16 protein-coding genes are annotated in these 15,171 nt (G+C 35.3%); 10 read left to right on the top strand and 6 right to left on the bottom strand.

The genetic code is table 11. The features are described from left to right. The first annotated feature begins 75 nt into the window (after positions 1–75). The 3 genes from leuD to leuB all read left to right on the top strand — a co-directional run bounded on the left by leuD (position 76) and on the right by leuB (position 3,426). Positions 76–672 (top strand): 3-isopropylmalate dehydratase small subunit, encoded by a 597-nt coding sequence (gene leuD, locus P5P89_RS10695; RefSeq protein ID WP_223681390.1) that lies wholly within the window; start codon positions 76–78, stop codon positions 670–672. A 128-nt stretch (positions 673–800) separates the two neighbouring features. Then, positions 801–2,324, top strand: coding sequence for an alpha-isopropylmalate synthase regulatory domain-containing protein (locus tag P5P89_RS10690; protein WP_278011895.1), 1,524 nt, complete (start codon positions 801–803; stop codon positions 2,322–2,324). Positions 2,325–2,370: 46 nt separating this feature from the next. Further along, entirely contained in the window at positions 2,371–3,426 is a 1,056-nt protein-coding gene (gene leuB, locus P5P89_RS10685; RefSeq protein WP_278011894.1) for a 3-isopropylmalate dehydrogenase, read from the top strand. Between the two features lie 127 nt (positions 3,427–3,553). Here leuB and P5P89_RS10680 read toward each other — a convergent pair whose 3' ends face one another. Continuing rightward, positions 3,554–3,904, bottom strand: a complete 351-nt coding sequence (locus P5P89_RS10680; RefSeq protein ID WP_025571406.1) for an RNA recognition motif domain-containing protein — start codon at positions 3,902–3,904, stop codon at positions 3,554–3,556. 236 nt (positions 3,905–4,140) lie between these two features. Between P5P89_RS10680 and P5P89_RS10675 the strand changes: the two genes are divergently transcribed. The 7 genes from P5P89_RS10675 (at position 4,141) to P5P89_RS10645 (ending at position 9,692) form a co-directional block, all read left to right on the top strand. After that, a complete protein-coding gene (locus P5P89_RS10675; RefSeq protein WP_278011893.1) occupies positions 4,141–4,701 on the top strand; it encodes a 30S ribosomal protein S16 in 561 nt (186 codons plus the stop codon). Between the two features lie 15 nt (positions 4,702–4,716). Then, the gene (rimM, locus tag P5P89_RS10670) at positions 4,717–5,241 is read left to right on the top strand and encodes a ribosome maturation factor RimM (RefSeq protein ID WP_278011892.1); all 525 of its coding nucleotides are present in this window, start codon (positions 4,717–4,719) and stop codon (positions 5,239–5,241) included. Between the two features lie 203 nt (positions 5,242–5,444). Further along, positions 5,445–5,795: a four helix bundle protein gene (locus P5P89_RS10665; protein WP_278011891.1), complete on the top strand. Its 351-nt coding sequence runs from the start codon at positions 5,445–5,447 to the stop codon at positions 5,793–5,795. Between the two features lie 143 nt (positions 5,796–5,938). Further along, positions 5,939–6,646 (top strand): tRNA1(Val) (adenine(37)-N6)-methyltransferase, encoded by a 708-nt coding sequence (locus tag P5P89_RS10660; protein WP_278011890.1) that lies wholly within the window; start codon positions 5,939–5,941, stop codon positions 6,644–6,646. Positions 6,647–6,797: 151 nt separating this feature from the next. Further along, on the top strand, positions 6,798–7,976 hold the full coding sequence (locus P5P89_RS10655; RefSeq protein ID WP_278011889.1) for an acyl-CoA dehydrogenase family protein: 1,179 nt from the start codon (positions 6,798–6,800) through the stop codon (positions 7,974–7,976). Between the two features lie 89 nt (positions 7,977–8,065). Continuing rightward, positions 8,066–8,848, top strand: a complete 783-nt coding sequence (locus tag P5P89_RS10650) for a DUF3050 domain-containing protein (RefSeq protein ID WP_278011888.1) — start codon at positions 8,066–8,068, stop codon at positions 8,846–8,848. Positions 8,849–8,915: 67 nt separating this feature from the next. Beyond that, complete coding sequence (locus P5P89_RS10645; protein ID WP_278011887.1) at positions 8,916–9,692, top strand: SGNH/GDSL hydrolase family protein; 777 nt, start codon at positions 8,916–8,918, stop codon at positions 9,690–9,692. A 178-nt stretch (positions 9,693–9,870) separates the two neighbouring features. On the opposite strand, the gene P5P89_RS10640 is transcribed toward P5P89_RS10645, so the two are convergent. From P5P89_RS10640 to P5P89_RS10620, 5 genes are all read right to left on the bottom strand, one after another. Next, positions 9,871–10,710, bottom strand: coding sequence for a rhomboid family protein (locus P5P89_RS10640; protein ID WP_278011886.1), 840 nt, complete (start codon positions 10,708–10,710; stop codon positions 9,871–9,873). Positions 10,711–10,822: 112 nt separating this feature from the next. Then, complete coding sequence (locus tag P5P89_RS10635; RefSeq protein WP_278011885.1) at positions 10,823–11,851, bottom strand: hypothetical protein; 1,029 nt, start codon at positions 11,849–11,851, stop codon at positions 10,823–10,825. Continuing rightward, positions 11,829–13,457, bottom strand: a complete 1,629-nt coding sequence (locus tag P5P89_RS10630) for an NAD(P)/FAD-dependent oxidoreductase (protein ID WP_278011884.1) — start codon at positions 13,455–13,457, stop codon at positions 11,829–11,831. The genes P5P89_RS10635 and P5P89_RS10630 overlap by 23 nt, the downstream gene beginning before the upstream one ends. Continuing rightward, positions 13,432–14,952 carry a polyamine aminopropyltransferase gene (locus P5P89_RS10625; protein WP_278011883.1) on the bottom strand — a complete coding sequence of 507 codons (1,521 nt, stop codon included), beginning with the start codon at positions 14,950–14,952 and terminating at the stop codon, positions 13,432–13,434. Before P5P89_RS10625 ends, P5P89_RS10630 begins: the two co-directional genes overlap by 26 nt. Further along, on the bottom strand, positions 14,945–15,160 hold the full coding sequence (locus P5P89_RS10620; protein WP_278011882.1) for a DUF350 domain-containing protein: 216 nt from the start codon (positions 15,158–15,160) through the stop codon (positions 14,945–14,947). The genes P5P89_RS10625 and P5P89_RS10620 overlap by 8 nt, the downstream gene beginning before the upstream one ends. Positions 15,161–15,171: the final 11 nt, after the last annotated feature.

The following is a 15,171-nucleotide window of genomic DNA, read 5'->3' as shown; positions in this document are numbered from 1 at the left end:
TAAAATTGTTTTTAGATTAAAAGATTCTCGCTTTCAGAAAATCTAAAATCTAAAATCCAAAAATCTAAAATTAAAATGGCATACGATAAATTTAATATATTAACCAGCAGCGCAGTGCCGTTGCCAATTGAGAACGTAGATACAGATCAAATCATCCCGGCCCGTTTCCTGAAAGCGACAAAACGTGAAGGTTTTGGAGACAACCTTTTCAGAGACTGGAGATACAATGGAGACGATACTCCAAAAGCAGATTTCGTTTTAAACAATCCAACTTACAGTGGAAAAATCCTTGTTGGAGGAAAAAACTTCGGTTCTGGATCTTCTAGAGAGCACGCTGCATGGGCAGTTTACGATTACGGATTCCGTGCTGTAGTTTCTTCATTTTTTGCTGACATCTTCAAAGGAAACTGTTTAAATATTGGTGTTTTACCAGTGCAAATCAGCCCTGAATTTTTGGAAAACATTTTCAAAGCTATCGAAGCTGATCCAAAAACAGAATTAGAAATCAATCTTCCGGCTCAGACTATTACTTTATTGTCAACAGGTGAACAGGAATCATTTGCGATCAACGGATACAAAAAGAACAATATGATCAATGGGTTTGATGATATTGATTATTTACAAAATATTAAGGAAGATATTAAAGCTTTCGCTGACAAGCTTCCTTACTAAACACAACCAACTCAAATGCAGTTATGTAAGTTTCAATTCTTAAGTTGGGCTTCATAACTGCTTTTTACAATTTTACAAAATTTGATTCGATACTTATCAAATCACACAAAAGTCATCTCATATTTAATATGGAAAAAAGAAAAATTGAAATAATGGATACAACACTCCGTGATGGTGAACAAACCTCAGGAGTATCTTTTTCTGCTGCAGAAAAACTGACCATTGCACAATTATTGCTGGAAGAATTAAATATTGACAGAATCGAAATTGCTTCAGCACGTGTAAGTGAAGGCGAATTTCAGGGGGTCAGCGGCATTATGTCCTGGGCCGAAGAAAAAGGATACACCAGCAGAATCGAAGTCCTGACTTTTGTTGACGGCGGCCTTTCTATTGACTGGATGAAAAAATCAGGTGCCAAAGTCCAGAATTTATTGACGAAAGGCTCTCTGAACCACCTGACACATCAATTAAAAAAAACTCCGGAACAACACTTTTCTGAAATAGCCCAAACAATAGCGTTAGCAAAAGAAAATAACATTGAAACCAATGTTTATCTGGAAGACTGGAGCAACGGAATGCGTAATTCTCCTGAATATGTTTTTCAGTATTTAGACTTCCTAACACAACAGCCCATAAAAAGAATCTTGCTTCCGGACACACTCGGCGTATTGATTCCTTCACAGGCCTTTGAATTCATTTCGACCATTACAGCAAAATATCCCAATACTCATTTTGACTTTCACGCTCATAACGATTACGATTTAAGTGTTGCTAATGTTATGGAAGCTATAAAAGCCGGTATAAAAGGGCTTCACGTAACCGTAAACGGAATGGGTGAACGGGCAGGAAATGCACCGCTTGAAAGTACGGTTGCTGTTATCAATGATTTTATGCCGGATGTAAAAATCAACATTAAAGAAACCTCGTTGTACTCTGTAAGCAAATTAGTTGAAACTTTTACAGGATACAGAATTCCTGCCAACAAACCAATTGTTGGAGATAATGTTTTTACACAGACTGCCGGGATACACGCCGATGGTGACAATAAGAACAATTTATATTTTAATGATCTTCTTCCGGAACGTTTTGGAAGAAAAAGAAAATATGCCCTTGGCAAAACTTCAGGAAAAGCTAATATTGAAAAAAATCTTCAGGAATTAGGGTTGAAATTGAATCAGGAAGATTTGAAATTGGTTACTCAAAGAATTATTGAATTGGGTGATAAAAAAGAAACCGTTACCAAGGAAGATCTTCCATATATTATTTCAGATGTTTTGGACAGCCACACATATGAAGAGAAAATTAAAATCGAATCTTATATATTAGTCCATTCAAAAGGAATGCGCCCATCAACTACTTTATGCTTAAAATTTGATGGAGAAATAATCGAAGAAAATGCACAAGGCGACGGACAGTTTGATGCTTTCATGAATGCACTTACTAAAATTTATAAAAGCAAAAAATTAACGCTCCCAAAATTGATTGACTATGCTGTGAGAATCCCGCCCGGGAGTAGTTCTGACGCTTTATGCGAAACTATTATCACCTGGGTAAACAATGGAAAAGAATTCAAAACCAGAGGATTAGACTCGGATCAGACAGTTGCTGCAATTATTGCAACTCAAAAAATGCTGAATGTCATCACGCAGTAAAACTGAAATAAAAATAAATAGTAAATAAACCCATAATATCAATAAAATGAAATTTAACATAGCCCTTTTAGCTGGAGACGGAATCGGACCAGAAGTAATTGATCAGGCAGTAAAAGTATCAGATGCCGTTGCACAAAAATTTGGACATGAAATTACATGGAAACCAGCTTTGACCGGTGCTGCTGCAATTGACGCAGTAGGTGAACCTTATCCTGATGCTACACACGAAATTTGTAAAAATGCTGATGCTGTTCTTTTCGGAGCCATTGGACACCCTAAATATGATAACGACCCTTCTGCGCCTGTACGTCCGGAACAAGGTTTGTTGAAAATGCGTAAAGCATTAGGTTTGTTCGCAAACGTAAGACCAACATTTACATTCCCGTCTTTATTGGATAAATCTCCATTAAAAAGAGAAAGAATCGAAGGAACTGACTTAGTTTTCTTAAGAGAATTAACTGGCGGAATTTATTTTGGTGAAAAAGGAAGAAAAGATAACGGAGATACTGCTTTTGACAACTGCGTTTACACAAGAGCCGAAGTACAGCGTTTGGCTAAAAAAGGTTTCGAATTAGCAATGACGCGTTCTAAAAAATTATGCTGTGTGGACAAAGCAAACGTTTTGGAAACGTCACGTTTGTGGAGAGAAACAGTTCAGGCAATGGAAAAAGACTATCCGGAAGTAGAAGTAAGCTACGAATTTGTTGATGCGGTTGCAATGCGTTTGGTACAATGGCCAAACTCTTATGATGTTTTGATTACGGAGAACTTATTTGGAGACATTTTAACAGATGAAGCTTCTGTAATTTCTGGTTCAATGGGATTAATGCCTTCTGCATCGATGGGAGCTGAAGTATCTTTATTTGAGCCTATTCACGGTTCATATCCACAAGCTACCGGATTAAATATCGCTAACCCAATGGCTACTGTTTTATCTGCTGCTATGATGTTCGAAAACTTCGGATTAATGGAAGAAGGAAAAGCAATGAGAGATGCTGTAAACAAAGCTTTAGAAGCAGGAGTAGTTACCGAAGATTTAGCTAATGGAGGCAAAGCATACGGAACCAAAGAAGTAGGTGACTGGTTAGCTGCGAACGTATAATTAGTTATTTTTTGTTTCAGGTTTCAAGTTTCAGGTTACTACTGGAACGTAAAACATGAAAAAAATAAAACATGAAAAAAAAGGGATCAATGTAAATTGATCCCTTTTATATATTTAGAAAAAAATATTAATATCCTCCTCTGTTTCCACCACGGTCATTTCCACCACGGTTGTTTCCGTAACCTCCGCGAGAATCTCCTCCACGGTTGTTATTGAAGCTTCTTCTTTCTCCTTCAGGTTTTGGCTCAGATTTATTAACCACAATTGCACGTCCTGAAACAACAGCTCCGTTCAATTCATCAATTGCTTTTTGAGCTTCCGCGTCGTTTGGCATCTCAACAAAACCAAATCCTTTGCTTCTTCCGGTAAATTTATCAGTAATAATTTTTACTGAATCTACCGCTCCGTAAGCCTCGAAAGACTCTCTTAAATCTGCTTCCTCAATACTGAATGGAAGGCTTCCCACAAAAATGTTCATATATACTTATTTATAATAATAAACAAATGTAGCTTTATTTTTCTGTAATCTACTACAGATTAGTTTATTTATGCTTTTATTTTGATTTTTAAAGCCAGAATCAAAAAAAAATCAAAAAATACATCATTTTTTTCCTTTTTTATTTAATCTATTTTGGACTACAATTCAGAAAAAAATTATATCTTTGCGCCCTTAATTAACAGAGGTCGAGTACCTCAAAATTTAATCATACGATTATGTCAGTAAAAATTAGATTACAAAGACACGGTAAAAAAGGAAAACCTTTTTACTGGGTTGTAGCTGCAGATGCACGCTCAAAAAGAGATGGTAAATACTTAGAGAAAATCGGTACTTACAATCCAAACACTAACCCGGCAACTATCGACTTAAACCTTGATAGTGCAGTAAAATGGTTGCATAATGGTGCTCAGCCAACTGATACTGCAAGAGCTATCCTTTCTTACAAAGGTGCTTTATTGAAACACCACCTTGATGGAGGTATCCGTAAAGGAGCTTTGACTCAAGAGCAGGCAGATGCAAAATTAGCTGCTTGGTTAGAGGCTAAAGCTGGAAAAGTTGATGCTAAAAAAGACGGTTTATCAAAAGCACAGGCTGATGTTAAAGCTAAAGCTTTAAAAGCAGAACAAGAAGTTAATGCAAAACGTTTAGCTGCTGCAGCTCAGGCTGAAGCTGATGCTATCGCTGCTGCAGAGGCTACAGAAGAAGTTGCTGAAGTTGAAGCTGCTACTGAAGAAGCTCCTGCTGCTGAAGAGAATAACGAAACAACTGAAGCATAATTTTAGCTAGCGATAATGCATAAAGAAGAATGTTTTTATTTAGGTAAAATCGCTAAAAAATTTAGTTTCAAAGGTGAAGTACTAATCTATTTAGATACAGACGAACCTGAGTTATACGAAAATCTGGAATCAGTGTTTGTTGATCACAACAAACATCTGGTTCCTTTTTTTATTGAGACAAGTTCTCTACACAAAAACGACTTTTTAAGAGTTCGTTTTGAAGATGTAAATACAGAAGAAGACGCTGATGCCTTAGTTGGAAATGCTGTCTATCTTCCTTTAACTATGTTGCCAAAACTTTCCGGCAACAAATTTTATTTCCACGAAGTTATTGGTTTCGAAATTGAAGACCAGCGTTTAGGCGTTTTTGGAAAAATTACTTCTGTTAATGATTCTTCTGCCCAGCCACTTTTTGAAGTTTTAAATGGTGAAGTTGAAATACTAGTTCCAATGATTGATCATTTTCTTGTAAAAATTGATCGGGACAATAAAAAAGTCATTATGGATCTGCCAGAAGGATTGGTGGAAATGTACCTTTAAAATAAAATTCCAAATTCCAATCCTGAAAAAAGGTTAAATTCCAATACAAAGAAATTCCAAATTCCAAAACTGGAGAGAGAAATTCCATTATAAAAATTCTTTCAAAACAAATATGAAAGAAAAAACTTATTTTTTAATTAATTTCATTATTTTTAAGCCCAAACAATTGAAATTTGGGATTTTAAAATTTTGGGATTTACACCATGAATAAACCATATGATTTAGAGGAACGAACATTTTTGTTTGCAAAAGAATGCAGGAATTACATTAAAAGCTTATCAAGAACAACATCAAATATTGAAGATGGTAAACAATTAATTAGATCGTCTGGTTCTATTGGAGCAAATTACATTGAGGCAAATGAAAAATTAGGAGATAAAGATTTAATTTTCAGATTGAAAATCGCCCGAAAAGAAGCTAAAGAATCTAAATTCTGGTTACGACTATTACATGAATTAAATTCCGATCAAAGAATACTATCAGATTCTTTACTATTCGAAGTAGAAGAATTAAGAAAAATTCTATCAGCCATAATCACAAAAACAACTAAGTAGTTAATTGATATTTTAATCATACTTTTGCAACTCAAAACTATATAATTTTAATCCTTTTACAATTAGAATTTGGAATTTCATTTTTAGAATTTTCCTTTTCAGGATTGGAATTTGGAATTTAAAAAAATTGGAATTTAATCTTTATGTTTTCATTCAAACAATTTTCTGTTAAACAAGACAAAACTGCAATGAAAGTTGGCACAGATGGTGTTTTATTAGGCGCATGGACTCCTGTAAATCACAATCCGTTTAGTGTTTTGGATATTGGTGCCGGAACCGGAATTATTGCTTTGATGCTCGCACAGCGAACTAATGCCCAACAAATTGATGCACTTGAAATTGATGAGGATGCCTACGAGCAAGCTGTAGAAAATTTTGAAAACTCACCATGGGGAGATCGTCTTTTTTGCTTTCATGCCGGGTTGGACGAATTTATTGAAGAGCCGGAAGACGAATATGATTTGATTATTTCAAACCCGCCTTTTTACTCCGAAGATTATAAAACTGAAAATGAACAACGCGATTTAGCCCGTTTTCAGGACGCAATGCCATTTGAAGAATTGATTGAAGCAGCGGACTTATTGCTTTCAGAAAATGGAATATTTGCAGTGATCCTTCCATTCAAAGAAGAGAAAAACTTTATAGTTTTAGCCAAAGAAGCTGAATTATATCCAACAAAAATTACCCGCGTAAAAGGAAACCCAACTTCGGAAATCAAACGCAGTTTATTGGCTTTTAGCCGAAACGAAAATCCGGAAACCGAAATCGATGAATTAATTATCGAAACTGACAGACATTTGTATACAAAGGATTATATTGAATTAACAAAAGATTTTTACCTTAAAATGTAATCCTCGTTTTATCTTTATGTAATTCAAACTATTAAAAAATCTATTGCATACTTTTAAATAACTAAATAAGGTAGTCATTTATTTTACAACAATAACTATTAGTTTTGTTATATTTCTTTATGTAGATTTGTAATTATAAAACTATCGTACCATGAAACCCGATTTATTTCAAGCACCCGATTATTACAATCTTGATGATTTACTAACAGACGAACATAAACTGGTTCGCGAGTCTGCACGTGCATGGGTAAAGCGTGAAGTTTCTCCTATCATCGAAGAATATGCCCAAAAAGCCGAATTCCCTAAACAAATCATAAAAGGTCTTGGAGAAATTGGCGGATTTGGACCTTATATTCCTGTCGAATATGGCGGAGCAGGATTAGACCAGATTTCATACGGACTGATCATGCAGGAAATAGAGCGTGGAGATTCCGGTGTTCGATCAACCTCATCAGTACAATCTTCTTTGGTAATGTATCCTATCTGGAAATATGGAAATGAAGAACAGCGAATGAAATATCTTCCAAAGCTGGCCACAGGAGAATGGATGGGCTGCTTTGGTTTAACCGAACCAGATCACGGTTCTGACCCCGGAAGCATGATTACCAATTTTAAGGATATGGGCGATCATTATCTCTTAAATGGTGCTAAAATGTGGATTTCTAACGCTCCTTTTGCTGATATTGCCGTAGTCTGGGCGAAAAATGAAGAAGGCAGAATTCACGGATTAATCGTAGAACGTGGAATGGAAGGTTTTACAACACCCGAAACACATAATAAATGGTCACTTCGTGCATCTTCTACAGGTGAATTGATTTTTGACAACGTAAAGGTTCCTAAAGAAAACCTGTTACCAAACAAATCCGGATTGGGAGCACCGCTTGGATGTTTAGATTCAGCCAGATACGGAATAGCCTGGGGAGCAATCGGAGCGGCAATGGACTGCTACGATACTGCTTTGCGTTATGCCAAAGAAAGAATCCAATTTGGAAAACCTATCGGAGGAACACAATTACAGCAGAAAAAACTGGCCGAAATGATTACCGAAATCACAAAAGCACAATTATTAACCTGGCGATTGGGCGTTTTACGAAACGAAGGAAAAGCAACTACCTCACAAATCTCAATGGCAAAACGAAATAATGTTGACATGGCGATTCATATTGCCAGAGAAGCCAGACAAATGTTAGGCGGAATGGGAATTACAGGCGAATATTCGATCATGCGCCATATGATGAACCTTGAAAGTGTCATTACTTATGAAGGCACTCATGACATTCACTTATTGATAACAGGAATGGATGTTACAGGGCTTTCGGCATTCAAATAATAACGCTCTATTAAAATATATTGAAAATCAATACCAAAAGCTTCCTCTAATCGGGAAGCTTTTTTATATTTACGGAAAATACCACGTCTATGAATATTGAAACCATCAACAATCGCATTCTTCCTCAAAAGGAAATGCTTTTACAGCATTCTTTGTACAATAAAATCCAAAGCATCGATGACTTACACCGTTTTTTAGAAAGTCATGTTTTTGCAGTTTGGGATTTTATGTCATTATTAAAGGCTTTACAGGCTAAACTTACCTGCACAACTACACCGTGGTTTCCAACAAAAAATCCCGAAACCCGATATTTAATCAACGAAATTGTCCTTGCTGAAGAAACCGACCTCACTATTGACGGCAAAAGACAAAGTCATTACGAAATGTATATCGAGGCAATGAAGGCCTGTGGTGCAGATACATCTGCAATCAACAAATTTTTATCTGAGGTAAATTCGCTTCATAATATTTTTGTGGCCATCAAACAAAGTTCCTTACATCCAGATGTAAAATCATTTTTAGATTTCACTTTCCGTGTTATAGAACAAGGGAAACCACATGAGATTGCGGCTGCCTTTACCTTTGGAAGAGAAGATTTAATTCCGGCTATGTTCACGGAAATCCTGAAAAACTTTCAAAAAAATCTTCCTGAAGTTGATTTAACAAAACTGCTTTATTATTTCGAAAGACATATTGAACTTGATGCCGATGAACACGGTCCAATGGCCATGCAAATGATTACAGAATTATGTGGGGATGACGCCGAAAAATGGTCTGATGTAGAAGAAATTTCAATTCTTGCATTAGAAAAAAGAATCGGACTCTGGAATGCTATTGAAGAAGAAATTTCAATGAAAGCAGAAATGGTGTAAAACCACAAATCCTTTTTTAACGTAACTATTTGTTTAGAAATGATGCGAAATCTGATTTATACAAATTATGAAACCACAGTTCAAACAAATAGTTATTGTTTTACTTTCTATATCCCTTTTGAGTTGCAGCACTGAAGAAAGCCCTTCGGAAACAGCTGTTACACCCGAACCTGTCACACCTCCAACAACAGTCCCTAATCCGGAAACTCCAACAAGCCCTATTGCTAAATCTATAAACTATTTAGCCTTAGGCGACAGTTATACTATTGGTCAAAGCGTCTGCGAAACATGCCGATTTCCGGAACAGCTCAAAACGAGTTTAAAATCGTTTTATACAGAAACCAACTTTTCATTACAAGTTATCGCCACAACCGGATGGACAACCACCAATTTAATTTCGGCCATCAACCAGCAAAAACCCGAATCCAATTATGATTTGGTGACGCTGTTAATTGGTGTAAACAATCAGTATCAGGGAAGGGATTTCGCTGTTTATGAAAGAGAATTTCCTGAATTGGTAACCAAAACAATTTCACTGGCAAAAGGCGACAAAAAAAACGTAATTGTAGTTTCGATTCCCGACTATGCTTACACTCCGTATGCAAAAAATTTAAGCGATAGCCAAAAAGCAAAAATCTCCACAGAAATCAATCAGTACAATACCTTTGCAGAAAATTATTGCAAAGCAAATGAAATAGTTTTTGTAAACATTACTGACATTACCAGGCAAGGACTGAGCAACCCAAATCTTGTCGCTTCAGATGGGCTACATCCTTCAGAATCAGCCTATGCTTTATTTGTTGAGCGTCTTTTACCCAAAGTCAAAATAACATTGCAGAATTAGACATTTAATAATTTTCAGGCAGCAAAAATTTGGTTTTCAAAACACCTTTAGTCCCGCTATCCATTTTATCTTTTGTGGTGAACCCCACCACAAAAGGATATCATTTCTATCGGGGCTGGATTAGAGGTTTTGGTTTTTCATGTACCAATTCTATCTAATTTACACCTAAAAATGATTTTTAATTTGACAACTCTTCAAGCTTTTGTTTTTCTTTTTGAGTCAAACTATTAATACCTTTTTTACTAATCTTATCCAACAATTTATCAAGTTCTTTCTGTTTGTTTATCTTTTTTTCATTGTATTTATCTTCTATCGAATAATATTTTTTTCTATGCGAATTAAAAAAGTTATTATCAATTAAAAGAATATAAGGTTTGGTAATAATAAGATAAATAAATGCAACACTGGGAATAGAAACCATTAGAATTGGAATGTAGTTTTCCGTTAATGATGCCGGATAAAGTATAATTGCCGTTAATAACCCTATTAATGCACCGCCTAAATGTGCTTCATGTCCAATGTTGTCACGTCCCGATTTTATGCCATAAATTGTAAGCGCAATATATAAGATTCCATAAAGCCAGCTCGGAATAGAAAATGGCAATAAAAAGATTCCGATTCCTAGTCCCGGAAACAAAGCAATTGATGCGAATATTACTCCACAAACAGATCCGGAAGCTCCAACTGCGCTATAATCTCCATGATTTCTATGAATGAATAAGGCTAGTAAATCACCACCCAACATACTTGCAAAATATAAAATTAAAAAAGATACTACACCCAATTGCAGTTCAACCAGCTCAAAAAAGAAATACAAACTCAGCATATTAAAAATTAAATGCTGCCAGTCTACATGTAGAAATGAAGAAGTAAGAAGCCTGTAATATTCTTTATGGATTAAAATCTTATCAACTTCGAATTTATATTTATCAAAAAAGACTCTGTCATTAAATCCCTTGTAAGAGCATAAAAAATTTATAGCAATAATTACAAAACCTACAATCCCTGTGTGTATCATTTTAAATTAAAATATTAATTTGACTGGTAAAAATTCTCATAGAAATCTATGCTAAAAATACTTTTTTTTGGAAGTCAAAAATCAGTTTTAAAAACTTTTCCAGACTTCTGATTTATGATTTGGCCTTATTAGATTTCCAAATAAAACCATCAAGCAAATAATGCGTAAACTGAGGTACACTCAAAAGCGGAACCAATACAAACTGCCAGCCCGAGAAATCAAAATTACTGACGGAAATATTTTCATTCCACACAAAAAACTCCCAAAGAAATTCTTCTGAAAAAGCAATTATCAATAAAATCAGTCCATAAATAACTACTGCATTGTAATTTTTCAAAAAGCCAAAAACTCCTGAACCGTTATCAACTTTGCTTTCAACTTCTCTAAAATAAACCAACGCCATATACGGAATTCCGTGTGAGACTACATTAAGCAAAGTAAAAACAAGATCATCATTAAAATAGACAATTCCGAAATACCAGGACAATACTGTTCCCAAAATAATACTGTTTTTCGGAACGTTAAAAAAGCTGTTTTTCATTGAAACCATTCCAGTACGAACCACATACAATAATAAAACACCAATGTAAATCCAAAACAGTATCTCTAACAAGACCTGATTCTCAAAATGAAAAAACTCATCTTCAACAAACCAGTTAAATTTTCTATTGGGAGATAGAAACCAAAACAACATCGGGTAAACGGTTGCCGCATAAATTGCCAGATTATCGATTATAACTGAAACCTTTGCTTTTTCTTCGTTACGGGCATACAAACGCATAAAACCATATTGCTGTCTTATAAAATGAAAGACGGCAACATACGCCAGAAAAGACCAAAAAACCAGACTTCCAAAAGAAAACAAAATCATGCTTATCACAAAACAAACAATCGGCAGGAGAATTAGCAGTTTCTTCTTTTTCTGAAATTCATCTGCAACAAAATACGTTTTAAACAAAGTCGCATAAACATGAGCTACATCGATAAAAACAATTAGAAAAAGCCAGGTATAAAAAGAATAATCATTTTCGATTTCAGTTATGTAATCCTGAAAAACAAAAATTATTGCCAGCACAAAAAATGACGGACCGATGATAAACAGTAAATCTGTTTTGGCTCTATGAATCCAGGGTTGCATCATTTAAAATTTGGTTTACAGCATTAATTCCCTGGTGAAAAGCTTCTTCAAAAATGGAGATTCCGGACAGGTCGGTGTGTGCAAAATAGATTCGGTTTTCGATGTTTTTTGCGGCATTCTCTTTGGCCTTACCAAAAATAAAATCAGGTACAGGCGAAATCATTCCGTGCCCTAATATAAAAACTTCCATTTCTTCAGTGTATTCTTCGATATCCGGATGCGCAATTTTGAGATCGTCAAAAACAACCTGTTTCCAGTATTCTTTGTCTTTTTTATAAATTTCTTTTCGGGTTTTCTTCAAATCACCTGATGAAAAACTATAATAATAGGTAATTACTTTTTTCTCCTGAACCTGATTCAGTGTCTGATGCTGTGCATACACATAACCCAAACCTTTAGCATCATAAATCACATTATCCCACGAAAGCGGGAAACTAAAATTATCCGGCAAATCATTTACTGTTAAGGTCGCCAAAAGCCAGGGTGTATAATGAAATTCCTTTGTAAACTCTTTACGGTTTTTTACCAAATACTGATTAACAAACTGAGGTGTTGCCATAATCACTTTATCTGCTATAATTTCAACCGAAACTTTTTTAACATCATCAAATACTCTGGTAATAACCTTATTATCAACTACTTTTGCCTCATAAACTAAATGATTTTTCAGGGTTTTATTTTCAGTATATTTTTTAAGATGACTGGCTAATCTGGCATTCCCTTCAGGCCATGTTAAAACACTCTCATTTTTATCAGTAACTGAGTCCTGTTTTCTTCCGGCGAAATAATGAATCCCGGCCCAGGCAGAAACAAATTCAATTCCCAAACCAAAATCATCTTTGCAGCAATAATCGATATAATTGAATAAAGGTTTCGATTTGAAATTATGTTTTTCAAACCATTGCTGCATCGTTATTTTATCCAGATTGCGGGCATTTTCATCTTCCGAAGAAAGATGAATCGGAATATTGAATACGTATTTTTGATCTGCTCCTTTCGCAATTCGGAATGCATCCATTTGCTTAAAGAATCGTATAAATTCCTTATCATCTTCAACCGAATTTCCTTCTTTGGGAACAACGCCTTCCTGCCAGTTATTTTTGTAAAACAATCTTTCGTCGGGCGCAAAAGTCAATTGCAGTTCATCAAAAATTGGAAGTCCTTTTTCGTTATAACCGATGATGATTTTTTCTTCCTCCAGAAAGTTCAGAAGCTCTTTATCATCAAAATTGGGAAGAGGCAGATAATGCGCTCCTAAGGGATATTTTGAATATTTATTTTGACCGTTCGAAGAATTTCCACCCAGATGATCTGCCATTTCAAGGAGCAAAAAATCTGAAATCCCTTTTTTATGAAACTGGCGGGCTGCACTCAAACCCGAAATACCTCCTCCGATTATTAAATGCGGAATCTGAATTTGCGCTGTCGGCTTCGGAAAATCCTTAATCCATAACCGATGCCCCAAAAGGTGGTTAGTCCCTGATAAACGAATCATCAGAATAGCTATTTTATCGGAACAAAACTGTAAAAACGGAATTAAAAGCAATGAAGCCCCAATTCCTTTTATGAAATTTCGCCTTCCCTTACTGCAATTTTCCCCACTCTTCATCAAAATAGCGCACTAAAATCTGGTTATCCAAACGGTTGATTTCTATTTGGTTTGAAATCATATCATTGGTAAAATAATTGAACCTGTCAAACTGATAATTATAGAATTTCAGTCCGGAAACTTTTCTTTTTACATCATTAAAAGTAGTTCCGAAACCATTTATCGCAATCGTATAACCCCATTCTCCAAAAGAAGGTACATACGCATGATACGCATCGACCTGCGGGAAAACCTGCATCACCGTTTTATTGATACACCAAAACGATTTTGGTGCAAAATAAGGAGAAGTCGTCTGAATAACAACCGCAGCATCAGTCTGTAAAATGGTTTTTATAGTTTGATAAAAGTTCAACGAATACAATTTCCCTAAACTGTAATTGGATGGATCCGGAAAATCGATAATGACAACATCGAACTTGTCCTTACAGCTTTTTGCCCAGATATAAGCGTCGGTATTTATAACTGTAACTTTTGAGTTATTTAACGAATTTTGATTGAAATTACTCAATACCTTGTTTGTTTTGAAAAGCTTGGTCATTCCTTCGTCCAAATCAACCAAAGTTACTTTTTGAACCTCTTTGTATTTCAATATTTCACGAACAGCCAATCCGTCTCCACCTCCTAAAACCAAAACGTTTTTTACATCCTTCGCCATTGACATGGCGGGATGAACCAAAGCTTCGTGATAACGGTATTCATCGGCAGAACTAAACTGCAGATTGTTGTTTAAATACAATCGATAATCACTTTTGTTATGCGTTAAAACAATTCGCTGATACGGAGTTGTATTCGTATAAATAATATTTTCTCCATACAATTTGCCTTCAGAATAAGCCAGAATAGAATCTGAAAAAACAAAAACAGTCAGCAGAAGCACAAACGAAAAGACAGCTTTAACCCTTAAGAAATAAGGCTTTTTTAATTCGTTCTTCAAAAGAAAACATAAAACAATGGCAATGCTCACATTGATCATTCCGAAGAAAAGCGACGTTCCCATGATGCCTAATTTTGGCACTAAAACCAACGGAAACAATATCGATGCTAGCAAAGCCCCGATATAATCAAACGTAAAAACATTCGAAACCAGATCTTTGAATTCGACTCTGTCTTTTAAAATATTCATTAAAAGCGGAATCTCCAAACCGACCAAAAAACCGGTTACAAAAACAAATAAATACAAGATAAACTGAAATGATGCAACGCTTTCGAACAGTAAAAACAAAACTACCGAACTCAAACCGCCAATCAGTCCAACCAATATTTCGATCTCAACAAAAGTGTTGAGCAGATTTTTATTGAAAAACTTAGAAAAAAAGGAGCCGATACCCATTGAAAACAGGTAAACCCCAATAATAAATGAAAATTGTTTTACCGAATCGCCCAATAAATAACTCGCCAGCGTTCCTGCAACAAGCTCATAAATAAGTCCGCAGGTGGCAATTATAAATACGGCAAATAGTAAAAGAAATTCAAACCGGAGAAACTTTTTACCCATGGATTGCTGCACTAATAATCATGGAGATCCCAATGATAAAAGCTGCTAAAACAATCGCTACAGCAATATTGTTTTTTTCCACAACTTCTTTCCATGTTTTTTCAGGAGTAAGTCTTTCAATGATAAAATATCCGATCAATAAAATGACTATTCCTAAAAAAGAATAAATGACTGAATTAATTATTGGCTGTGCGTGAATATATTCCATATTGTTAAATT

This window comes from Flavobacterium gyeonganense (assembly GCF_029625295.1).
In the GTDB taxonomy this organism is placed as follows: domain Bacteria; phylum Bacteroidota; class Bacteroidia; order Flavobacteriales; family Flavobacteriaceae; genus Flavobacterium; species Flavobacterium gyeonganense.
This window is presented reverse-complemented; position numbering and strand designations above follow the sequence as displayed.

What these genes read in the sequence shown, in the direction of transcription:
- leuD (WP_223681390.1), top strand. Translation starts at nt 76, where the DNA reads ATGGCATACGATAAATTTAATATATTAACCAGCAGCGCAGTGCCGTTG.
- P5P89_RS10690 (WP_278011895.1), top strand. Translation starts at nt 801, where the DNA reads ATGGAAAAAAGAAAAATTGAAATAATGGATACAACACTCCGTGATGGT.
- leuB (WP_278011894.1), top strand. Translation starts at nt 2,371, where the DNA reads ATGAAATTTAACATAGCCCTTTTAGCTGGAGACGGAATCGGACCAGAA.
- P5P89_RS10680 (WP_025571406.1), bottom strand. Translation starts at nt 3,904, where the DNA reads ATGAACATTTTTGTGGGAAGCCTTCCATTCAGTATTGAGGAAGCAGAT.
- P5P89_RS10675 (WP_278011893.1), top strand. Translation starts at nt 4,141, where the DNA reads ATGTCAGTAAAAATTAGATTACAAAGACACGGTAAAAAAGGAAAACCT.
- rimM (WP_278011892.1), top strand. Translation starts at nt 4,717, where the DNA reads ATGCATAAAGAAGAATGTTTTTATTTAGGTAAAATCGCTAAAAAATTT.
- P5P89_RS10665 (WP_278011891.1), top strand. Translation starts at nt 5,445, where the DNA reads ATGAATAAACCATATGATTTAGAGGAACGAACATTTTTGTTTGCAAAA.
- P5P89_RS10660 (WP_278011890.1), top strand. Translation starts at nt 5,939, where the DNA reads ATGTTTTCATTCAAACAATTTTCTGTTAAACAAGACAAAACTGCAATG.
- P5P89_RS10655 (WP_278011889.1), top strand. Translation starts at nt 6,798, where the DNA reads ATGAAACCCGATTTATTTCAAGCACCCGATTATTACAATCTTGATGAT.
- P5P89_RS10650 (WP_278011888.1), top strand. Translation starts at nt 8,066, where the DNA reads ATGAATATTGAAACCATCAACAATCGCATTCTTCCTCAAAAGGAAATG.
- P5P89_RS10645 (WP_278011887.1), top strand. Translation starts at nt 8,916, where the DNA reads ATGAAACCACAGTTCAAACAAATAGTTATTGTTTTACTTTCTATATCC.
- P5P89_RS10640 (WP_278011886.1), bottom strand. Translation starts at nt 10,710, where the DNA reads ATGATACACACAGGGATTGTAGGTTTTGTAATTATTGCTATAAATTTT.
- P5P89_RS10635 (WP_278011885.1), bottom strand. Translation starts at nt 11,851, where the DNA reads ATGATGCAACCCTGGATTCATAGAGCCAAAACAGATTTACTGTTTATC.
- P5P89_RS10630 (WP_278011884.1), bottom strand. Translation starts at nt 13,457, where the DNA reads ATGAAGAGTGGGGAAAATTGCAGTAAGGGAAGGCGAAATTTCATAAAA.
- P5P89_RS10625 (WP_278011883.1), bottom strand. Translation starts at nt 14,952, where the DNA reads ATGGGTAAAAAGTTTCTCCGGTTTGAATTTCTTTTACTATTTGCCGTA.
- P5P89_RS10620 (WP_278011882.1), bottom strand. Translation starts at nt 15,160, where the DNA reads ATGGAATATATTCACGCACAGCCAATAATTAATTCAGTCATTTATTCT.